This window comes from Pseudoalteromonas sp. SG43-4, assembly GCF_014164325.1.
Taxonomy (GTDB): domain Bacteria; phylum Pseudomonadota; class Gammaproteobacteria; order Enterobacterales; family Alteromonadaceae; genus Pseudoalteromonas; species Pseudoalteromonas distincta.
Genome location: NZ_JACJFB010000004.1, coordinates 173,392 through 192,930 on the forward strand (window position 1 = coordinate 173,392; position 19,539 = coordinate 192,930).

Below are 19,539 nucleotides of genomic sequence, written 5' to 3' on the forward strand. Positions count from 1 at the left end.
TAACTAGTTAAAACTAGTGGTCGCGGTCAACCGCAATACGGGCAAGGCTTATAAGTGCTTGCTTATAGTCAGACTCAGCTAAAAAGTCTAAACAGGCAATGGCTTTTTCGGCCTCAAGCTCTGCTTTTTGCATTGTAAACTCAAGCGCATTAGTTTGTTTTAGTGCAGTTAAAATTTCTTCTAAATGCTCCATACCATTACTGTGCTCTATTGCATCACGAATGAGCTGTGTTTGCTGCTCGCTACCATGTTGCATAGCATAAATAAGCGGAAGGGTTGGTTTGCCTTCAGCTAAATCATCGCCAATGTTTTTACCTAGCTGCTCAGCATCTGCATTGTAATCGAGTACGTCATCTACTAGTTGAAACGCAGTACCTAAATGCATACCGTATAGGTTTAGTGCATCAAGTGTCGCTTGGTCTTGCTCTGTGATAATGGCAGCAAGGCCTGTAGCTGCTTCAAATAATTTAGCCGTTTTAGAGTAAATAACCTGCATATAGCTGGCTTCAGTCGTATCTGGGTCATTGCAGTTCATCAGCTGCAATACTTCACCTTCAGCAATAATGTTTGTTGCATCGGCAAGTACTTGCATAATCTGCATTTTTCCAAGGCCAACCATAAGCTGAAATGAGCGAGTGTAAATAAAGTCACCAACCAATACGCTAGCAGCATTACCAAATTCAGCATTTGCTGTAGGCGTGCCACGTCGTAAGTTTGATTCATCTACAACATCATCATGCAATAGCGTTGCTGTATGGATAAACTCAACAATTGTTGCAAGTGTTATGTGATCTTTACCCTGATAACCGAGCGCTTTGGCTGCTAAAATAGCCAGCATTGGACGAACGCGTTTGCCGCCACTGCTAACTATATATAAACCAAGCTGATTAACTAACGCCACATCTGAGCGCATTTGCGCATGTATAAGTTGATTGACGTCATTCATATCGCTTTCGATTAACGCCTGGATAGCTTTTATATCCATTGATCTCCGAGCCAATTTTTATGTGTGAACGGCGCAGATTGTACAACAAAAAATGCACTAGCTCGATATTTTGTGACGATTGATTGAAAAAACACTATTAAAGTACTTAATTTAGACTGAATTAGCCAAGATAACTGATTAATTGATAATCAATATAGAGTTTATGGTGTGCTTAGATATTGAGCTGTGAGGGTCATATTTGAGTACATTAATTTATTTCGGCTAAGAGTTAAAAAGCGCTTGGCAAAAGGGCCAATTAATATAAAATGGGGTAAATATTGAATTGCTCTCAAAGCAGCTACTTTTTATTCATTTTAATTACAAAATAGGCTTGCTAGTTATTTCGCGTTAGCGTAAACTTCGCGCCCTATCGAAGAATATTTTAGTTGCGCCGATTTGAGGGTGCACAGACGGAGTTAATTATGTACGCGGTTTTCCAAAGTGGTGGTAAACAGCATCGTGTGACTGAAGGTCAAACGATTCGTCTTGAAAAATTAGACGTTGAAACTGGTGCGGCAGTAGAATTTGATTCAGTACTTTTAGTTGCTGATGGTGAGAAAATCGAGATCGGTGTACCGTTCGTAAACGGTGGCAAGATAACAGCTGAGGTTGTTTCACATGGTCGCGGTGAGAAGATTAAGGTTGTTAAATTTAGACGCCGTAAGCATTCTCGTAAGCAAATGGGCCATCGTCAATGGTTCACTGAAGTTAAAATCACTAGCATTAGCGCTTAATTAGAGGTACTTAGAAATGGCACATAAAAAAGCAGCTGGTAGTACTCGTAACGGTCGCGATTCAGAAAGCAAACGCCTTGGTGTTAAGCGTTTTGGTGGCGAATCAGTTCTAGCGGGTAGCATCATTGTTCGTCAGCGTGGAACTCGTTTCCACCCTGGTACTAACGTAGGTATCGGTAAAGACCACACTATCTTCGCAAAAGCAGATGGTAAAGTTCAGTTTGAACAAAAAGGTCCTTTAAACCGTAAATACGTAACTATCGTAACTGAGTAATCAGTAAGGTAGTTAAAAACCCCGCCTTTGCGGGGTTTTTTGTTTTGTAGTCAGCCAATATATACCCAAGCCTGCATTTGTGCTGGCTTGGGTATATAATAGAGTTATTAAACAAGCCAATCCCTAAAGTGAGTAATCATGAAGTTTGTAGATGAAGTAGAAATTCGCGCAGAAGCTGGAGACGGTGGCAGCGGCATCGTGTCTTTCCGTCGTGAAAAATATGTTCCAGATGGTGGACCAGACGGCGGTGACGGTGGAGACGGTGGTAGTGTTTATCTACAAGCTGATGAAAACTTAAATACCTTAATTGATTATCAGTTTGAGCGCTTCCATAGAGCTGAACGTGGTACTAACGGTCGTAGCCGTAACTGTACAGGCCGAAAAGCTGATGACTTATTTGTTATGGTGCCTGTGGGCACGCGCATCATGGATGTTGATACCCAAGAGGGACTTGGCGATTTAACGCAACATGGTCAACGAATTTTGGTTGCAAAAGGTGGTTTCCACGGCTTGGGGAATGCGCGTTTTAAATCAAGTACTAACCGAGCACCTCGTCAAAAAACATTAGGCACACCAGGTGAAGTACGTAACTTAAAATTAGAGTTACTATTATTAGCTGATGTTGGCTTACTTGGATTGCCAAATGCCGGTAAATCTACGTTTATCCGCAGTGTATCTGCAGCAAGACCAAAAGTAGCTGATTACCCATTCACGACGCTTATTCCTAATTTAGGTGTAGTACGTCCTGAAGCAAATAAATCATTTGTTATAGCCGATATTCCGGGTCTAATTGAAGGTGCATCTGATGGCGCAGGCCTAGGTATTCGCTTTTTGAAACATTTAGAGCGTTGTCGTGTGTTATTACACATTATTGATGTAATGCCGGTAGATGGTTCAAACCCTGTTGATAATGCGTTTTCGATTATTAACGAGCTGCACCAATACAGCCCTAAATTAGCTGAGAAGCCACGCTGGTTAGTATTTAATAAAATAGATTTATTACCAGAGGATGAAGCAAAAGCGTTATGCGAATCGATTGCAGAAGAGCTGGGCGAAACTGAAAATATCTATCACATTTCAGCAATTAATAAACTTAACACTCAACCATTAATCCACAACATAATGACACTACTTGATAGCATGCCTAAAGAGAAGTTTGTACAAGTGGAAGATGAAGAAGTTGAATTTAAGTGGGATACCTATCATGAAAAAGCCACTAAAGGTAAGGGCAATGATGATGATTGGGATGACTGGGATGAAGATGATTACGACGTAGAAGTTGTCTACGAGCGTTAATTAAATAGAATTTACTAAAAAGGAGCTTATGCTCCTTTTTCTTTGTTTAAGAATAAAGTACTAGGTGTTTATTATGATAATTTCAATGATAGCAGCAATGGCAAATAACCGTGTAATTGGTCTAGATAATAAAATGCCATGGCATTTACCTGCAGATCTTCAGCATTTTAAAAAGGTCACTACGGGTAAGCCTGTGATCATGGGTCGTAAAACTTTTGAGTCTATAGGCCGTCCATTACCTGGGCGCCGTAATATTATTATTACTCGAAACAGCGAATATACTGCACAGGGTATTGAAGTAGTAACTACGCCAGATGCCGCATTAGAACTCGTTGCTACTGCTGAAGAAGTAATGATTATTGGTGGTGGTAATATCTATGAGCAATTTTTACCAAAAGCAGAGCGCCTGTATCTAACTTTTATTGATTTAGATGTTAAAGGCGATACACAGTTTCCTGATTACAATAAAGTTGCTAATTGGTACGTGAAAGAAGAGCAAGAAAACCATCCGGATGACAAGAATTTATCTAGTTATAAATTCGTAACTTTATATAAAGAACGTTAACATTATTGCGTAAATTTTGATAGATTGATATAATATTCGATAGTCTATATAAGAACAAAGTATTATAAAGGGTTTGTCATGTTTAAATTACCAAAGCTAGTTGCACTTACTGCCGTTGTAGCTGTTAGTTCGTTTTCGTATACAGCACCTGTAAATGCTGAAGATCAATTAGCAGTATCTATTTGTGAATATATTGCGGCAGACGATAAAAACCGATTACGCAGCAAGCTTAAAAGCTCTCGTGTAAAAATTCGTAATATTTATGATGCAGTACAATGTAATGGTAATAACTTATTACGTCATGCTGTTGCTAGTAATGCAGTAGATACTGGTGAGTATATAGTTAAAAACTTATCAAAAAGTGCATTAACAGATGGTGCTGATATTGCTTGGGCTGAAGGGAATTTTGCCAGCTCACCACTTATTGCAGTAATTAAAGATCGTGCAGGTCTTTAATTATAAAAAGGTTTTGTAACGCTACCTTTAGTTAGAAATTTATTGGTCTGGGTTTGTTATTTATAGCAAACCCAGGCATTTTTCATTTAGCTAATGTAATCTCACCCCACAACAAAATCATTAATAAACTTCATAACTTACCTGCTTATTTTAAATAACCAAAAATGTAGAGTCTCTGTTTAATAAACAGCTTCAAATTTACTTCTTCAAAAGAGGTAACTTTATTCAGCTGGTATCTATTTTGTATCTGCTAGTTTGTACCAATACGCAATAATACTTAATTGTTTTGCGAGGCTAAACGTGTCGCACCTGTGTTAAAAAATTCTTATTTAGAACAACTAAGTAGCGAATTTTTTGCCTAGCTATCAACACGTTTTTCCATCCTCAAAATAGATCACTTAATTAAGCGAATTGATATTATTTACAAACTTAATCACTAAGGACAGATATGAAAGCTGTAATTCCAGTAGCTGGCTTAGGGACGAGAATGCTCCCTATGACAAAAGCTATCCCAAAAGAAATGCTCCCAATAGTCGATAAGCCTCTAATTCAATATATTGTCAGCGAATGTGTGTCCGCTGGTATTAAAGATATTGTGTTAGTTACGCATAGCTCTAAAAATGCAATCGAAAACCACTTTGATACAAGTTATGAACTAGAAGCGACTCTTGAGAAGCGTGTTAAACGAGCTTTATTAGATGAAATTCGCTCTATTTGTCCAAATGATGTAACTATTATGAGTGTACGCCAAGGTGAAGCTAAAGGGCTAGGGCATGCTATTTTATGCGCTAAACCAATAGTTGGTGATAACAACTTTGTTGTGCTCCTGCCTGATGTGATACTTGATGCCTATACTGCGGATCAAGAAACTGAAAACTTAGCGGCCATGATTAAACGCTTTAAAGAAACTCAAGCAAGCCAAATAATGCTTGAGCCAGTAGCTAAAGAAGACGTTAGTAAATATGGTATTGCGGATATAAACGGTGTTGAGTTAATGCCAGGTAAAAGTGCTGCAATTAAAGCAATGGTTGAAAAACCTGATGCAGATTTAGCGCCTTCTAATCTAGCTGTTGTAGGGCGATATGTACTGAGTAAGAATATTTGGCCTTTACTTGCAAAAACGTCTGTAGGTGCTGGCGGTGAAATACAACTTACAGATTCTATTGACGCATTAATGGCACAAGAAACCGTTGAAGCATTTCATATGAGTGGTCGCTCTCACGATTGTGGAGACAAGTTAGGCTACTTAAAAGCAATTGTTGAGTACAGTCTGCGAGATGAAAAGCTAGGTAATGATTTTTCAAGTTTTATAAATGATTTGAATTTACCTTAATACAGAGCGTATTTTTCGTTCTATGGTAGGCTATTTTGAGCTACTAAGTTAGCCGTACTTTTTATACCTAGTAGTGTAGGCTACGTAGTACGATTGTTACTTATTCTGTATTAATCTTTTCAAGGAATTACCATGATTGAGCAAGGCCAAGAATTACCAGCAGTGACGTTAACGCAATTAACTGACGACGGTATGCAATCTCTTACAAATAAAGAATTGTTTGAAGGTAAAAAAGTCGTGTTATTTGCAGTACCTGGTGCGTTTACACCAACGTGTTCAAATGCCCATTTACCTGAATTTATTACCCTTGCTGATAAAATTAAAGCAAAAGGTGTTGATGCTATTTACTGTGTATCTGTTAATGATGCATTTGTTATGAAAGCATGGGGTGACTCACAAAACGCGCAAGAAATTACAATGCTTGGGGATGGCGATGGAAGTTTCACTAAATCTTTAGGGCTTGATAAAGATACTGCTAGTTTTGGTGGTATACGTTCAACGCGTTACGCTATGATTATTGAAAATGCGCTAGTAACAGGTTTATTTGTAGAACAAGACAAAGAGTTTGTTGTAAGCCGCGCAGAATCAGTACTAGAGAAGCTATAACAGTAATAAAGTGTAGATTTTAGTTTTAACTAATCTGCTAGTTATTATTGAAAAACCGATGTTGGCAGCAACATCGGTTTTTTTATTAAAGGCCCAAACTTTAAATTACGGTTGGTATTGCCCGCTAAGCGTTAAACCAGAGAAAGTGCTATAAGCGTTAACGCTTAAGTGCCAAGTACCAGCTTGTGGATTAGTAAATGTACATGTTTCTGCATTGCCATTTTTATAAGGGCGGCAATCGTATGAGCTTGCTGTTGGTTGGCTACCGTATTTTACAAATAAATCAGCATCGCCACTGCCACCCGATGTTGTTACTGTAAACGTAGTCATTCCAGCTGGTACATCTAACGTGTAATGTTTCCACTGCCCAGTATTGGCTGACACATCGCTTATAGTGCCGCCACCTGCTTGTGGAGTACCTGAACCGCCACCCGATGATGAACCACCAGTAATATTACCTACTAAGCTAACAGCTGAATACGCAGAGTAGCCGTTAAGCATTACGTGGTAAGTTCCCGCAGTAGGGTTATCAATAGAACACTCTTCGCTATTACCGCCTTTATATGGACGACAATCATAGGTAGTAGTTGTAGGTTTACTGCCTGCACGTACGTATAAATCAGCATCGCCAGTACCACCACTCATAGTGAATGTTACGTTAGTTGCACCGCTTGGTACTGTCATCGTGTAAAATGCTTGTGCATTTGCAGCCCCACTTAAACCTGTTTTAGCTTCACCATTAATAAGCTCGCTATCGCCACCGGTAGGTGGAGTAGTGCCGCCACTTGCTGCTGCAACAGCTGCGGCAGCATCAACAATACCCGTACCACAGCTAGTACATGTTGCAGGGAACGAACGGGTAGTTGATTTTAAAATACTTTCTATTTCGTCAGGCGTTGCATCTGGCTTTGCTTGCTTAATAAGTGCCGCAACACCTGCTACGTGGGGCGCAGCCATTGATGTACCTTGTGAAAAGCCATAGCTGTCGCTTGAAGGTGTAGACGAACCTGAATTGTAAGTTGATAGAACGCCTTCAGAGTCGTTTGCAAAGCTTTGTGCGCCACCTGGTGCTGCAACATCAATATTGCTACCGTAGTTTGAGTAATAAGCTCTGCCGCCATTACGGCCCACTGAGGCTACGTTTACTACACCGTTACAGTTACCTGGGTTGTAGTTTGCTGAGTTATCGTTATCGTTACCTGCAGCAATAACTACCACAGTGCCGTTACTACGTGCTGTGTTAATTGCATTTTGAGTTGTAGAGCTACATGAACCGCTCCCACCTAAACTCATATTAATTACATCAGCAGGGTTTGAGTTAGCAGGAATACCTGAAACACTTCCACCAGATGCCCAAATAATACCGTCTGCAATATCAGAGGTTAAACCACCACACTTACCTAGTACACGAACAGGCACTACTTTTGCGTTATAAGCTACGCCTGCAACACCTTCACCGTTATTGGTTACCGCAGCAACTGTGCCTGCTACGTGCGTGCCATGCCAGCTAGAGTTTTGTGCACCGTTAGTACCACATTCATTCGCAGCAACTGCATCACCAGGATCACGTGCATCGCTATCGCGACCACCACCGTCATTAGCTACCGAAAGGTTAGAGATCATATCGTAACCCGGTAAAATATTAGCGTTTAAATCAGCATGAGGGCGGTAGCCCGTATCTAGTACAGCTACAACTACACCGCTACCCGTTGCGGTATCCCATGCGGTCGGTAAGTTTAAACCACCGGCTTGCTCGTAGTAGTGCCATTGGTCATCAAAACGTGGATCGTTAGGAGTTGAAAACGGCTTTAGCATTTGATCCACTTCAATGTATTCAACATTGCCAGAATCAACCATTTCTTGCATAAACTCTTGGGCCTCAGCCGCACTTAATTTTTTATCAGCACGCATTACGTGATGATTATTAAGTGCCATTGCACGAACGTATTTTGCTTTTACTTTGCCTTTTTTAGAAGCGAAGTTTTTAACAAAGCTTTGTGCGCGCTTTTTCATGCTAGCTGGGCTTGCGTCTGCAGTTGAGAGGCTCGCCATTTCGTTATTATTTTTATATTTAATAATGAACTGAGTTTCGAAACCGCCTTGGCTTTGTAGTTTAGCCGATGTTTCAGCCATTGAACTTGAAACTGATTGAGCCATGCCAGATGTTGCAGCAAAAAGCGTACTAACTGTAATTGCAATTGCGCATCTTTTAAAAGTTTTACTTGTTGTCATAATTATCCCTAGATTTTTATTTATTATTTCGTGATGTAGGATCACGATGCGGGAACAAAAGTAAACGATCTGTTAACTAGGTTAAAATATCAATTTATTATGTACCTCTTTCATTTAGTTATAACTCAGGTTTTTAGCGGTTTACTCGTTGTTTAGTATTTGTCATATAAATTAAAAATAAGTATAAAGGGTTGGTTTATTGTGCGGGTAATTATTCCCGACTTATTACTGATGCGTTTTTGTTGTGTTATTGCTAATAATTTAAATGCTACGTTGTTAGCTATCAAACTTTGCTATAATCGGAAAAATTTTTTAGTAGGGTAAAATAATGAGTCAAGTAGATGTAATTGTAATAGGTGCGGGAGCTGCAGGATTAATGTGTGCAGCGCAAGCTGGATACCGTGGCCGAAGCGTTACAGTACTTGATATGGGGAAAAAACCAGGTCGTAAAATTTTAATAAGTGGTGGTGGGCGTTGTAATTTTACAAATGAAAACGCAACCCCTGATAACTACTTATGCGCAAATGCTCATTTTGTTAAATCATGTTTAAGTCGCTATACACAGCATGACTTTATTGAGCTGGTAGACAGACATGGCTTGGCGTATCACCATAAAACACTAGGTCAGCTTTTTTGCGATAACAATGCACAAGACATTGTTGATATTTTACTGACCGAATGTGAGTGGGCCGGGGTAAATATAAAGCTACGCAACGAAGTGATCAGCGTATCAAAAACCGAAACCGGCTATAGCGTTACCACAGAGCAAGAAACCTTAAGCTGTGAGTCGTTAGTTATAGCATCAGGTGGCTTAACTATGCCAAAACTAGGGGCTACACCAATAGGTTATAAAATTGCAGAACAGTTTGGCTTAAGCGTGTTACCAACTATGGCTGCACTTGTACCATTTACTTTGCATCAGCATGATAAAGAGCGTTTTGAAGGGCTCTCGGGAATTAGCATTCCCTGTGAAGTTTCAAGCGAAGACGGCACCGTATTTAAAGAAAACATCCTCTTTACTCACCGAGGGTTATCGGGCCCAGCAATATTGCAAATAAGCTCATTTTGGCGAGCAGGGCAGGCTGTAATTATAAACCTATTACCTGAAATTGATTTAAGGCAGCAACTTGCTGATTGGCGAGAAACGCAAGCCCAAAAGTCTTTAAAAAATAGCCTTGCGACTATTTTACCTAAACGCTTTATAGAAATACTGCACGAAAGCAAAGCGATACCAGATTGTAATATTAATCAGCTTACCCATGCTCAAATAGATGAGCTGGTAAATTACATTCACGCTTGGCAAATTAAACCCAATGGCACAGAAGGTTATAGAACAGCAGAAGTAACATTGGGCGGTGTAGATACCGACGAGTTGAGCTCAAAAACCTTTGAAGCTAAAAAAGCTAAAGGCCTATACTTTATAGGCGAAGTAACTGACGTAACAGGGTGGCTTGGAGGCTACAACTTCCAATATGCGTGGAGCTGTGGATTTGCTTGTGGGCAGTATGCTTAGGTTGTGTAGAGACAATAAAGTTTGTAACCTTGGGGTGATCGCTTCACCCCTTAACCTTGGTAAAAAATATTATTTAAAATATGATTAAAAGTTAACCACTTGAATTTAATGTATTTTATTCCTTAAAAATAAAGTCATAATTTAAGTCATAAAAGCAATAAAATAGCGATTGAAAAACAAGCAAATAAGTCATATTTTTATTCTTTTTTTGACCTCATTTCTTTAATGAATTGTTCATGTTTAGCTAATTCTTCAGGTATTCGATCATAACAGGTTATATCCTGACTTTTTTTCTTGTTTTTAACTTTGCAAAATGACAACCATCTATCAAAAATATAAGATTTACGCCAGAGGGTGATTTTACTTTTAGCTTCCCTTCCAATAATTGTGGGAGCTATGGCTTTTACTGTATTACTATAAATGCTATTCGCTGGAAGCTTATCGCTCATTTTTTTAACATAGTTTGAGTCATCTGTAGACCTAAAAACAATAAATGAGCCTCGACTCCTAAATTGAAGTTCATTTAGCAGATGTATATCTGGTAAGTTTTCAATTATGGTACAGGAACTATTTTTAGCTCCCATTTTATAGATCTTACTATCATATAAACATAAGGTAATAGTGCTTGATATTGGTAAGAAAACTTGCAATCCACATTTAGACAAACCACTGATATCTATTGAGTGTAAGTTACGAAGATGCCAGTTGTAATGAACCACAGGATGATCTGATATCACAAACTCAGTGGCTGTTTCATTAATTAGTATGTGCCACTCTAAATCTAAGAGAAGAGGCACTTTGAGCGCAGCTTCCAGTGTTTGCAGTTGAAGAAAATATTTTGGGTTATCAAAAGAAACTTTTATACCGTCTAGAGCTTCTTTATCAAAACCATTTAATTGACCTAATTGATTTATTAATTCATTAAAATAATTGTCAATATTATTTAGCGAGGAAGAATATGCATTTGGTGTACGGCTTAATTGAACTAAAATAAACCGAAGAAGGTCTACTCGCCCTTCAAAATCCAATTGTCCATCAACTTCCCTTGTAATTATTTTTAAAGCCTGAGCGCCTGGCCCTTCAATATAATCACGCAAAAAATTTTCGATCGTGTTGTCTTTATCATAGAAGTTATTCTCGAATAGTTCAGCTCCAACATTAGATGGCCGTAACTTATTCCTAGTTGAATCGAATATATTAATAGCACCATCGTTATAGCTAAAGTTTTTAAGTAAACACCTGGGTACGAAGTGCTGCTTCCTTGTTATCTTTTTCATTTATATTTTCCCTACAATGTAGCGGCAATTATTAATAACCTCTAGCTATTTAATGCTAACGATCTTAGGTTTTGATTCTCGTAATAATCTAATTCTATCTTCTATATCTAGAAAATTCATCATCGCAGTTAACAGCATTGTTTGCTCTGCATACGCTTCATCTAGCCTTTGATTGGCAACATCTAACTCATGTCGGTATTTATCTTTTAGCCTGAGTTTGTTTCTCTGATGAGATTGCATCCAAAACCTCAAGATACAAGTGGTACAGTGATTTTGGCCACCCATTAAGAAAAAAACCGCCAAGCTGGCGGTTAAAAGGTCTACACAACACTGTAAAAGTTATAACTACATAGTTACTTTAATAGTTCGAGCACATCAAAACAGGCACCCATTGTATGGTAATCAGTTTTACCTATTGGGCTTTTCATCGTGTCTATTTTTTTATTGTCAGCGGTTAAAATTCTAAACCAGGCTCCGTATTTATGATCAACTAAATGCTGCCACGAATACTGCCAAACTTTGTCATACCATTGCTGATATTTTTCATCCCCTGTTGCTTGATAAAGATACGCTGCACAACACAGAGTTTCGGCTTGAACCCAAAAGTATTTATCGTCATCGCAAATAGTTTTATCAGGGGCAAAGCCGTAGCAAATACCGCCGTGCTTTTTATCCCATGCTACATTTATTGAGTTATCAAATAAGGCTTGAGCGCGTTCAATAAGCCATTTTTGTGGCTTATGCTTATTTAAAAACATAAGCAGTTTTGACCACTCTGTTTGATGGCCAGGTTGAAAGCCCCACGGACGAAATAAGTTTTTAGGATCATCTTTGTTGTACTCTAAATCGACCTGCCAATTTATATCGTAATGCTCCCAGATTAATCCGCCCATTAAATTAGCTTGGCGGTTAACCATGTTGTCGGCGAGTGTGAGCGCACGGTTTAAAAATATTTCGTCTTTTGTGGCTTCATAAGCGGCAATAAGTGCTTCACAAGTATGCATATTGGCATTTTGGCCGCGGTATGAATCACATTTTGTGAAGTCGCTGTTATGCTGATCTTTATATAAACCGGCTTTTGCATCCCAAAAATGTGTTTCCATTGTTTGAAATGTATCGTTGAGGTATTCGCGCGCCTCTGTAACACCTGCGCGATATGCCCAGCTGTACGCTAAAATAACAAATGCAAAGCCATAACAATGATTGGTGTTATCAAGCACGGTAGCTTGAGCGTTTTCAACTTTTAATAACCAGTTATAGCCGCCTGTTTGCTCAACAAGGTGATGCTTACGAATAAACTCAATTCCCGATTTAACACGGTTTAGGTACTTTTCGTCATTAAAGGTTTGGTACGCACGCGCATAGTTAAATACAAAACGAGTAGAGCTTACTAAATGGCGCGTGTGTTTATCAAATACCTCACCGTTATCAGAAAAGTTTTGGTAAAAACCACCGTGTTCATCGTCAATATTTGGCTCATAAAACGCTAACGTGTCGCTAATGTGCTGCGTTAAAAATTCACGGCTTTTAAAATTATCAGGTGTACTTTTCATAGTGCGCTCCTAAAATCGTTAAGCGATTTTTCGTTAGGTAAGGAGGTAAACGCTCCTTTATAAGATGCGGCATGAGCACCACATAATGAAGCAAATTCAAAAATAGTATTTAGTGTTTCGGGCGTGTTGCAAAGCTCGCTAAAAGAGCTGGGTGTCAGGTTTTGTAAGCCTAGTTGATACAGCAGTCCACCTACAAACGCATCTCCTGCAGCGGTGGCATCAACCATAGTAACCTTCTTAGGGTGAAGCGTTTGCTTGGCATTTTTTGTATACCAATGCATAGGGTTGCCTGCATCGGTAACTACAAATAGCTCACAACCGTTATTAAGTGTTTGGGCAATAAACTCATCGCTCGATTGCTCACCCGCTAAGTATTCAAGCTCTTCTTTTGAGGCTTTAATAATTGAGCAGTCTTTTAATAACGGTAAAATATGCTCGCGAGGGTTGGCATCACTTGGCCATAAATTAAGGCGCAAGTTAATATCAAAGCTCACAATTGAGTTATTTTGTTTTGCAAATTTAACACCGTAAGCGGTGGTGTTTCTGATGTTTTTGTCGGTTAATGTGTTTGAGCAAATATGAAAAATATCGCATTGCTCAAACCATTCGCGACTAAAGTCATTATTACTAAAGTGCAGATCGGCGGTGTTATCACGGTAAAACTCAAATGTGCGATCGCCGTCGTTATCAAGTGATACAAACGCGAGAGCTGTTTTTGCTTGGTTGGTAAAACGCATAAAGTCGGTTTTTACACCTTGCTCTTTTAATGCGTTATGTAAAAAGTCGCCAAAGCTATCAGTGCTTAGCATTCCTGCAAAGTAGGCATTACCGCCTAGCTTTGCAATGGCAACGCTTACGTTTGCAGGCGCACCGCCTGCAAACTTTGTAAACGCTTCGTGTTCGTTGCTGTTTTGGCTCAATTTATTTGAAAGTAAATCAACCAGTACTTCACCAAAGCATATTGTGTGTTTCATGATGTTGCCTTAGTTGTTAGTCAAGTAGCCAATGCAGTGCTATTGCCGCTGTCCACGAGAAATCTTTACCACCACAGCCTGCGCCTGTTTCTGGGTTAAAGTATTCGTAGTAGCCTGACTTAACAACAAGGTTGCGAGTGTCATCTTGAATTTTTTCAGCCGTTGTTACAAAACCTGCTTCTTTAAGGCCTGTGGCTATCATCCAGTTTATGTGTAACCAAATCGGGCCACGCCAGTAGCGTTGTGGCTCGTATTTTTCTTCTTTAGGGTGAGTAGATGCCACACTAAATTGACTCGACTCAATAAAATCTTCAGTGGCTGTATTAATTATTTTAGTTTGCTCATCGCTTGTTAAACCTGCATATACAGTTAATAGCGCAGCTGATGTTTTAACTTTAGCTAAACTGTTAGTTAGTACATCTCTGCAATAAAAGTACTGGCTTTGTTCACACCATAAAGTGTTTATGGCTTGCTCTGTTATTTGTAAACGCTGTGCTAAGTAATCAGTACGAGCATCGTTTAAGCCAAGCTGTTCACCCATTTTGAGTAAATCTTTGGTTGCACGGTGCAAAATAGCAATAATACCTAGGTCATTCATTTTGTACGGACAGGTTTCGTAGATTACTTTGCTGTCAAAGTTGTTACGTTTGAAAAAGTCTACAAGGTATAAAAATCGGTCGTATTCACTTTTATGTGGACGCTGAGAAGAATCTACATGACTTGTATCACGGCGCGTATATTCCCAATCTACACATGGCACAGCATGAAGAGCATCATCCCACGATGGGCTGTTATCCATGCCCGATTCCCACGGGTGGTAGGTTACTACTAAACCTGTTTTTTCAGGATCTCGGTCGTTGTACCACCATAAATGATAATCAACTACTTGTGAAAATAACGCTTTAACTTTTTGTTCTGCAAGTGCTTTATCTTTCGCGCTGGCAAGCATTTCTTTCATTACGGTGGCGACTACTGGCGGCTGTGAAATAGATGTACTTTTAATTTTTTTATCCGAACCCCATACGTCAGGACCAGGAAAATAAGTATTAGAATCTTTATGAAACAAGATGTGCGGCACCATGCCATCATCCCATTGGCCTGAAAATAACACATCAATTTCTTGCCATGCGCGGCTTTCGTCTGATTTCATCCAGCCTAGCGCTGTAATGGCTGAATCCCAGTTCCACTGAAACGGGTATAGGCCATGTGTTGGTACTGTATAGCCACCTAAGTCGTTTGCTATAAGTGTTTTAGTAGCAAGGTCTGCAAGCGATGAAGCCGTTGCTGAGTCAATTTTACCGCTGTTTATAGTAGTCATATTGGGTGCTCTTTGTGTGTTATTTCCGATTTGGATAATATTAAAGCACTCATTATGGGTTGTAAATGTTTTTTTTCTGTGCTTAAATCCTGTTCGAAGTAACAAAAAACTAACATGTTTACTTGATTATTTCGGCTTTGCTTAGCCACACTCTAAGTAAATACACACAGACAACTAGCACAATTGGAGAATACCCGTGAATAAAACAACGATCGCCTCTATTGTATCTTTATGCCTTGCACAGGGCGCTTATGCAGCAGAAGAAGCTGCACCAGATACAGCAAAAAAAGCTAACAACGTTGAGCGTATTATCGTCTCTGGTACCAGTAAAGGGCGTGTTATTTCAGACACTCCTCAATCAGTAACATCTATTAGCGAAGACGAGCTGGTAAAGCTGTCTTCAAGTAGCCAAGCGGATGTGCTTCGCTATATTCCGGGTATTAAAGTAGAAGGCGGTGGCGGTGAAGTCGCTACTAACCTACAAGTTAGAGGACTACCTTCATCGGGTCAGTTTCAGTTTACGCCGCTGTCTTATGATGGTTCACCTAGTTTGAGTGTTTTTGGTTTGAACTCATCAGCGTTTGATGTGTATTACCGTAATGATTTGGGTATTGAGCGCGTAGAGTTTGTGCGTGGTGGGGTATCTAATTTATTTGGTCAAGGTTCTGTGGCCGGCATTATTAACTATATTTCTAAAACGGGCAGTGACGATCCGCAAAGTACCGTACAAATGGAGCTTTCTGATCAAGGACGTACTCGCTTAGATTTTGCAACGAGCGGTCCACTTAACGAAGATGGCTTATATTACGCGCTTTCTGGTTTTTACCGCTACGACGAGGGTCCTTTAGATACAGGCCTTGAGACTAAAGGTACACAGTTGCGTGGTAATATTCGTAAAGAATTTAATGATGGCTCTGGCTCATTTACTGTTTACGGACAGTACATTGACGACCAAGCTCAGTTTTACTTACCTATTCCACTTGATGGCGACAGCCGCGAGCGCTTAATTGGTAACGATGGTCGTGAAGTCGAATCACTGCAAACGGCGCAAGTATCTAACTTAACGTACGATACAGCAAATGGTCGTTATGAATCGCCAATCAGCGATGGTGTAGTTACTAAAGGTGGCTCTATTTCAGTAGTGTTTGAAAAAGAACTCGCTAACGATTTTGCCATTAATATGCGCAGTAAATACGCTAAATACCAACACGAATTTAATTTATTTTTAGACGGCGACGGTATTATTAATGTACCTGAAAGCCAAGACGACTTCTTAGCTAACAGAGGGCTAGGTGATGCAAGCGGTGCTGAGTTTTCTTATGTTAATTCAGGTGTCGCACTTGCAAGTGATGACTTACTATTTGCTAACCGTATTTTAGACCGCGACCGCCCAGCTGAAGATTTTTCTGCAGAATTTAATATCATCAAAAGTATTTTTGTAGGTGATTTTAGCCATGATATTACAGTCGGTACATTTTTCTCGCACAGTGAAGCCGACGACGATAACGTTATTACAACTTACTTAGGTGAGTTTAATAACAACCCTCGCTTAATCGACTTAACGTATACCGATGTTAATGGCGATGAGGTTCAGTACACTCAAAATGGTATTAGTGGCCCAGGCATTTCTTATACTAACCAAACCATTAGCGCTACCCGCAGAGCATTGTACGTAGCGGATCAAATGGAAAGTGACGATTGGATTTTTGACTTTGGTGTTCGCTACGAAGAAATTGAAGGAAAAATTAGTCGTGAAGGCAGCCAAGTAGTTCAGATTTCAGATGATCCAACGCTTGCACCTAACTTACAAGTTAACACTACGGGCAGTGGTGTAATGACTTACGGCGAAGTCGACACGTCTGAATTTGCTGTATCAGGGGCGGCGTTATATCGCTTAACTGATAATTTAAATGTATATGCCAATGCATCTCGCGGGTTTTTCTTCCCAGAAATTAGAGGTATTCAGTTTAATGATTTAGGCGAGCCTGCCAGCTACGAAGCCGAAATTGTTGAGCAAGGCGAGCTAGGTGTTAAGTTTTTTGATAACGATTTTAGCGGTAGCATTGCGTTATTTAGAACTGACTTAAAAGACAGACGCAGCGTAGACTTTGTAAATGATGGTAATGGGGGCGTATTAGAGCTGCCAGTTATGCAATCAACTAAAGCAACGGGTGTTGAGCTTACCGGTCGTTACGATATTACCGATGAGTGGGCTGTTGATGCCAACATGACCTATACCGATCACGAATTTACTGAATTTGACTCAGACCCTTCTATTATTGGTAACGAATTACGTCGTAAACCAAAAATATTATTTAACTCATCTATTAGCTACACCGCAGATAACTGGGATGCATCGATTTACCATAACTTTACCGGTAAAAACTTTGCAAATGACTCAAACTCGGTAGAACTTGATTCATTCCACTTATTTAGATTTGATGCAGGCTATAACTGGCAAGTTGCACCAGAGCAAACAGTACGCTTAAGCGTTGGGGTATTTAACCTGTTTGATTCTGACGGTGTTACTGAAGGTTCGCCTCGTCTAGGTAACAGCCAAACGGCAGATAACCCATACTTTGTAGGTCGCCCAATTCTCCCACGACGCGTTACTTTAAGAGTTAAATACGACTTTTAAATAAATGCTTTATGCCTATTAACTCACTTTGGGGTTAATAGGCTTTTTGCATTGTGATGCATTTTTCAGCTAAGTTAGCTACAGGTTTATCTTTTTGACTAGGCTCGTTTATTCAAAAAGGTAAGGGCAGGTAGCCGTTTGGTATTTTAATTTTGAAAAGGCGCAGTGTTTTCATATTGTGAATACGCGAATAAATTATGAATATATTAGATTTTTCAATAGTTGCTCTTTATCTTGGTGCCTTATTGGTAATGGGATTTATGCTACGCGAACAAACCAATAAAAGTGATTACTTTTTAGGGGGTAAAAGCTTAGGTTGGAAACCTTTGGCTTTGTCGGTAATGGCCACTCAGCTTTCGGCTATTAGCTTTATTTCGGCTCCTGCATTTGTTGGTTTGCGTGAAGGCGGTGGTATGCAATGGCTCTCGTATGAGTTGGGTGTTCCGCTGGCGATGATCTTAATTTTAGCGACTATTTTACCCAAGCTTTATAAAAGCGGCATTGTTAGTATTTACGACTATCTAGAGATGCGCTTTGGCCGCTCAACCCGTGTGCTTATTAGTGTGGTGTTTCAATTTAGCCGTGCGTTTGCCACCGGCATTATGATCTACGCGGTATCGCTTATTTTACAAGGCACCATGGGAATAGAAGCATGGCAAGCTATTGTATTAACGGGTGTTATAACCGTTTTGTATTCACTGCAAGGTGGGATGAAAGCTGTAGTGTACGGTGATGCAATTCAAATGATCATCATTGTACTGGGTACTATTGCTTGTATTGGATTTGGACTATATCACTTAGGTGGGGTTGATACCTTTATTGCCAATGTTGATTCGAGCCGATTAGAAGCGATTAAGTTTGATTCATTTGGTTTTAGCGGTGATGGCTTTGGCTTTTTACCGATGATTTTTGGTGGTGTGGTACTTTACGCCTCTTACTACGGGTGTGACCAAACTCAAGCGCAACGTGCGCTCAGTGCAAAGAATCCTAAAAATCTACGCTACATGATTTTAGCAAATGGTGTAGTGCGCTTCCCTATTACCATTTTATATTGCGTGTCGGGTTTAATTGTTGGCACTCTGGCAATGAGTAACCCTGAATTTTTAGCAAAAATTCCAGCAGATAACCCTGATTGGATGATGCCTATATTTATTTTAGATTACCTACCGCATGGCTTAATTGGTTTATTGGTTGTCGCTATTTTGTCGGCAGCGATGTCGTCACTTAGCTCTGCAATTAATTCACTTTCGGCGGTAAGTATTGAAGATTACAGCCGTATATCTAATAAAGAGCTAGACCAACCATCTTACTTAAAGTTAGCTAAATACTTAGGTTTAGCATGGGGCGCAATTACCTTAGTACTATCACTTTTTGCCGGTGACATTGCGCCGACCATTATTGAAGCTATTAACAAAGTCGGCTCGTTATTTTATGGCCCAATACTGGCGGTATTTTTAGTTGCTGTATTAAGTAAACGCAGTGCTGCATTGCATGCCAATATTGGCTTAATTAGTGGTGTATTAATTAATTTGTTGGTGTCGGTATTTGCGCCAGATGTTTTTTGGTTTTGGTGGAACTTTATTGGTTTTGTAAGCGCTGCGGTGATTATTTATGTTACGAGTCGTTTAATTCCAAGAGAAGTAAACGAAGTCACAAAAGTACAAAATGCCGAGACCGTATCAAACTCAATTTTAACTGGCAAAGATATCGTTATGCTACTTAGCATGTTTGTTGTGATGATATTAATTTGTTTAGCTATTCCTTCAATTTTTTCGTGAGCTGTGA

General features: G+C 39.6%; 16 protein-coding genes. 10 read left to right on the plus strand and 6 right to left on the minus strand.

Annotation, left to right across the window (positions count from 1 at the left end; translation table 11 throughout):
• Window positions 1–13: 13 nt before the first annotated feature.
• The gene (ispB, locus tag H5160_RS05910) at window positions 14–985 is read right to left on the minus strand and encodes an octaprenyl diphosphate synthase (protein WP_024596483.1); all 972 of its coding nucleotides are present in this window, start codon (window positions 983–985) and stop codon (window positions 14–16) included.
• A 422-nt stretch (window positions 986–1,407) separates the two neighbouring features.
• On the opposite strand from ispB, the gene rplU reads away from it, so the two are divergent.
• From rplU to H5160_RS05945, 7 genes are all read left to right on the plus strand, one after another.
• Window positions 1,408–1,719, plus strand: coding sequence for a 50S ribosomal protein L21 (gene rplU, locus H5160_RS05915; protein WP_002957748.1), 312 nt, complete (start codon window positions 1,408–1,410; stop codon window positions 1,717–1,719).
• A 16-nt stretch (window positions 1,720–1,735) separates the two neighbouring features.
• Window positions 1,736–1,993 carry a 50S ribosomal protein L27 gene (gene rpmA / locus H5160_RS05920; RefSeq protein WP_002957747.1) on the plus strand — a complete coding sequence of 86 codons (258 nt, stop codon included), beginning with the start codon at window positions 1,736–1,738 and terminating at the stop codon, window positions 1,991–1,993.
• Between the two features lie 138 nt (window positions 1,994–2,131).
• Window positions 2,132–3,289: an Obg family GTPase CgtA gene (gene cgtA, locus H5160_RS05925; RefSeq protein ID WP_002957746.1), complete on the plus strand. Its 1,158-nt coding sequence runs from the start codon at window positions 2,132–2,134 to the stop codon at window positions 3,287–3,289.
• A gap of 73 nt (window positions 3,290–3,362) precedes the next feature.
• Window positions 3,363–3,854, plus strand: a complete 492-nt coding sequence (folA, locus tag H5160_RS05930) for a type 3 dihydrofolate reductase (RefSeq protein ID WP_138489689.1) — start codon at window positions 3,363–3,365, stop codon at window positions 3,852–3,854.
• Window positions 3,855–3,932: 78 nt separating this feature from the next.
• On the plus strand, window positions 3,933–4,310 hold the full coding sequence (locus H5160_RS05935) for a DUF3718 domain-containing protein (protein WP_002957744.1): 378 nt from the start codon (window positions 3,933–3,935) through the stop codon (window positions 4,308–4,310).
• Between the two features lie 448 nt (window positions 4,311–4,758).
• Complete coding sequence (gene galU, locus H5160_RS05940; protein WP_024594811.1) at window positions 4,759–5,643, plus strand: UTP--glucose-1-phosphate uridylyltransferase GalU; 885 nt, start codon at window positions 4,759–4,761, stop codon at window positions 5,641–5,643.
• 132 nt (window positions 5,644–5,775) lie between these two features.
• Window positions 5,776–6,249 (plus strand): peroxiredoxin, encoded by a 474-nt coding sequence (locus tag H5160_RS05945; RefSeq protein WP_024594812.1) that lies wholly within the window; start codon window positions 5,776–5,778, stop codon window positions 6,247–6,249.
• Between the two features lie 105 nt (window positions 6,250–6,354).
• Here the strand turns inward: H5160_RS05945 and H5160_RS05950 are convergent, their stop codons facing one another.
• Window positions 6,355–8,481 carry a S8 family peptidase gene (locus H5160_RS05950; protein WP_154903589.1) on the minus strand — a complete coding sequence of 709 codons (2,127 nt, stop codon included), beginning with the start codon at window positions 8,479–8,481 and terminating at the stop codon, window positions 6,355–6,357.
• A 328-nt stretch (window positions 8,482–8,809) separates the two neighbouring features.
• Between H5160_RS05950 and H5160_RS05955 the strand changes: the two genes are divergently transcribed.
• On the plus strand, window positions 8,810–9,994 hold the full coding sequence (locus H5160_RS05955) for an NAD(P)/FAD-dependent oxidoreductase (RefSeq protein WP_182737056.1): 1,185 nt from the start codon (window positions 8,810–8,812) through the stop codon (window positions 9,992–9,994).
• A 197-nt stretch (window positions 9,995–10,191) separates the two neighbouring features.
• Here the strand turns inward: H5160_RS05955 and H5160_RS05960 are convergent, their stop codons facing one another.
• From H5160_RS05960 to H5160_RS05975, 4 genes are all read right to left on the minus strand, one after another.
• Window positions 10,192–11,271: a DUF4238 domain-containing protein gene (locus tag H5160_RS05960; RefSeq protein ID WP_182737057.1), complete on the minus strand. Its 1,080-nt coding sequence runs from the start codon at window positions 11,269–11,271 to the stop codon at window positions 10,192–10,194.
• Between the two features lie 353 nt (window positions 11,272–11,624).
• Window positions 11,625–12,824 carry an AGE family epimerase/isomerase gene (locus H5160_RS05965; RefSeq protein WP_182737058.1) on the minus strand — a complete coding sequence of 400 codons (1,200 nt, stop codon included), beginning with the start codon at window positions 12,822–12,824 and terminating at the stop codon, window positions 11,625–11,627.
• Window positions 12,821–13,798 (minus strand): carbohydrate kinase, encoded by a 978-nt coding sequence (locus tag H5160_RS05970; RefSeq protein ID WP_182737059.1) that lies wholly within the window; start codon window positions 13,796–13,798, stop codon window positions 12,821–12,823. The genes H5160_RS05965 and H5160_RS05970 overlap by 4 nt, the downstream gene beginning before the upstream one ends.
• A gap of 16 nt (window positions 13,799–13,814) precedes the next feature.
• Window positions 13,815–15,116 (minus strand): MGH1-like glycoside hydrolase domain-containing protein, encoded by a 1,302-nt coding sequence (locus H5160_RS05975; protein ID WP_182737060.1) that lies wholly within the window; start codon window positions 15,114–15,116, stop codon window positions 13,815–13,817.
• A gap of 196 nt (window positions 15,117–15,312) precedes the next feature.
• Between H5160_RS05975 and H5160_RS20580 the strand changes: the two genes are divergently transcribed.
• Both H5160_RS20580 and H5160_RS05985 read left to right on the plus strand, forming a co-directional pair.
• Complete coding sequence (locus H5160_RS20580; RefSeq protein ID WP_182695562.1) at window positions 15,313–17,754, plus strand: TonB-dependent receptor domain-containing protein; 2,442 nt, start codon at window positions 15,313–15,315, stop codon at window positions 17,752–17,754.
• A 197-nt stretch (window positions 17,755–17,951) separates the two neighbouring features.
• Window positions 17,952–19,532: a sodium:solute symporter gene (locus H5160_RS05985; protein ID WP_182737061.1), complete on the plus strand. Its 1,581-nt coding sequence runs from the start codon at window positions 17,952–17,954 to the stop codon at window positions 19,530–19,532.
• The last annotated feature ends 7 nt before the right edge of the window (window positions 19,533–19,539 follow it).

Bases quoted from the DNA above. Each gene is read 5' to 3' on its own strand.
- ispB (WP_024596483.1), bottom strand. From the start codon at position 985: ATGGATATAAAAGCTATCCAGGCGTTAATCGAAAGCGATATGAATGAC.
- rplU (WP_002957748.1), top strand. From the start codon at position 1,408: ATGTACGCGGTTTTCCAAAGTGGTGGTAAACAGCATCGTGTGACTGAA.
- rpmA (WP_002957747.1), top strand. From the start codon at position 1,736: ATGGCACATAAAAAAGCAGCTGGTAGTACTCGTAACGGTCGCGATTCA.
- cgtA (WP_002957746.1), top strand. From the start codon at position 2,132: ATGAAGTTTGTAGATGAAGTAGAAATTCGCGCAGAAGCTGGAGACGGT.
- folA (WP_138489689.1), top strand. From the start codon at position 3,363: ATGATAATTTCAATGATAGCAGCAATGGCAAATAACCGTGTAATTGGT.
- H5160_RS05935 (WP_002957744.1), top strand. From the start codon at position 3,933: ATGTTTAAATTACCAAAGCTAGTTGCACTTACTGCCGTTGTAGCTGTT.
- galU (WP_024594811.1), top strand. From the start codon at position 4,759: ATGAAAGCTGTAATTCCAGTAGCTGGCTTAGGGACGAGAATGCTCCCT.
- H5160_RS05945 (WP_024594812.1), top strand. From the start codon at position 5,776: ATGATTGAGCAAGGCCAAGAATTACCAGCAGTGACGTTAACGCAATTA.
- H5160_RS05950 (WP_154903589.1), bottom strand. From the start codon at position 8,481: ATGACAACAAGTAAAACTTTTAAAAGATGCGCAATTGCAATTACAGTT.
- H5160_RS05955 (WP_182737056.1), top strand. From the start codon at position 8,810: ATGAGTCAAGTAGATGTAATTGTAATAGGTGCGGGAGCTGCAGGATTA.
- H5160_RS05960 (WP_182737057.1), bottom strand. From the start codon at position 11,271: ATGAAAAAGATAACAAGGAAGCAGCACTTCGTACCCAGGTGTTTACTT.
- H5160_RS05965 (WP_182737058.1), bottom strand. From the start codon at position 12,824: ATGAAAAGTACACCTGATAATTTTAAAAGCCGTGAATTTTTAACGCAG.
- H5160_RS05970 (WP_182737059.1), bottom strand. From the start codon at position 13,798: ATGAAACACACAATATGCTTTGGTGAAGTACTGGTTGATTTACTTTCA.
- H5160_RS05975 (WP_182737060.1), bottom strand. From the start codon at position 15,116: ATGACTACTATAAACAGCGGTAAAATTGACTCAGCAACGGCTTCATCG.
- H5160_RS05985 (WP_182737061.1), top strand. From the start codon at position 17,952: ATGAATATATTAGATTTTTCAATAGTTGCTCTTTATCTTGGTGCCTTA.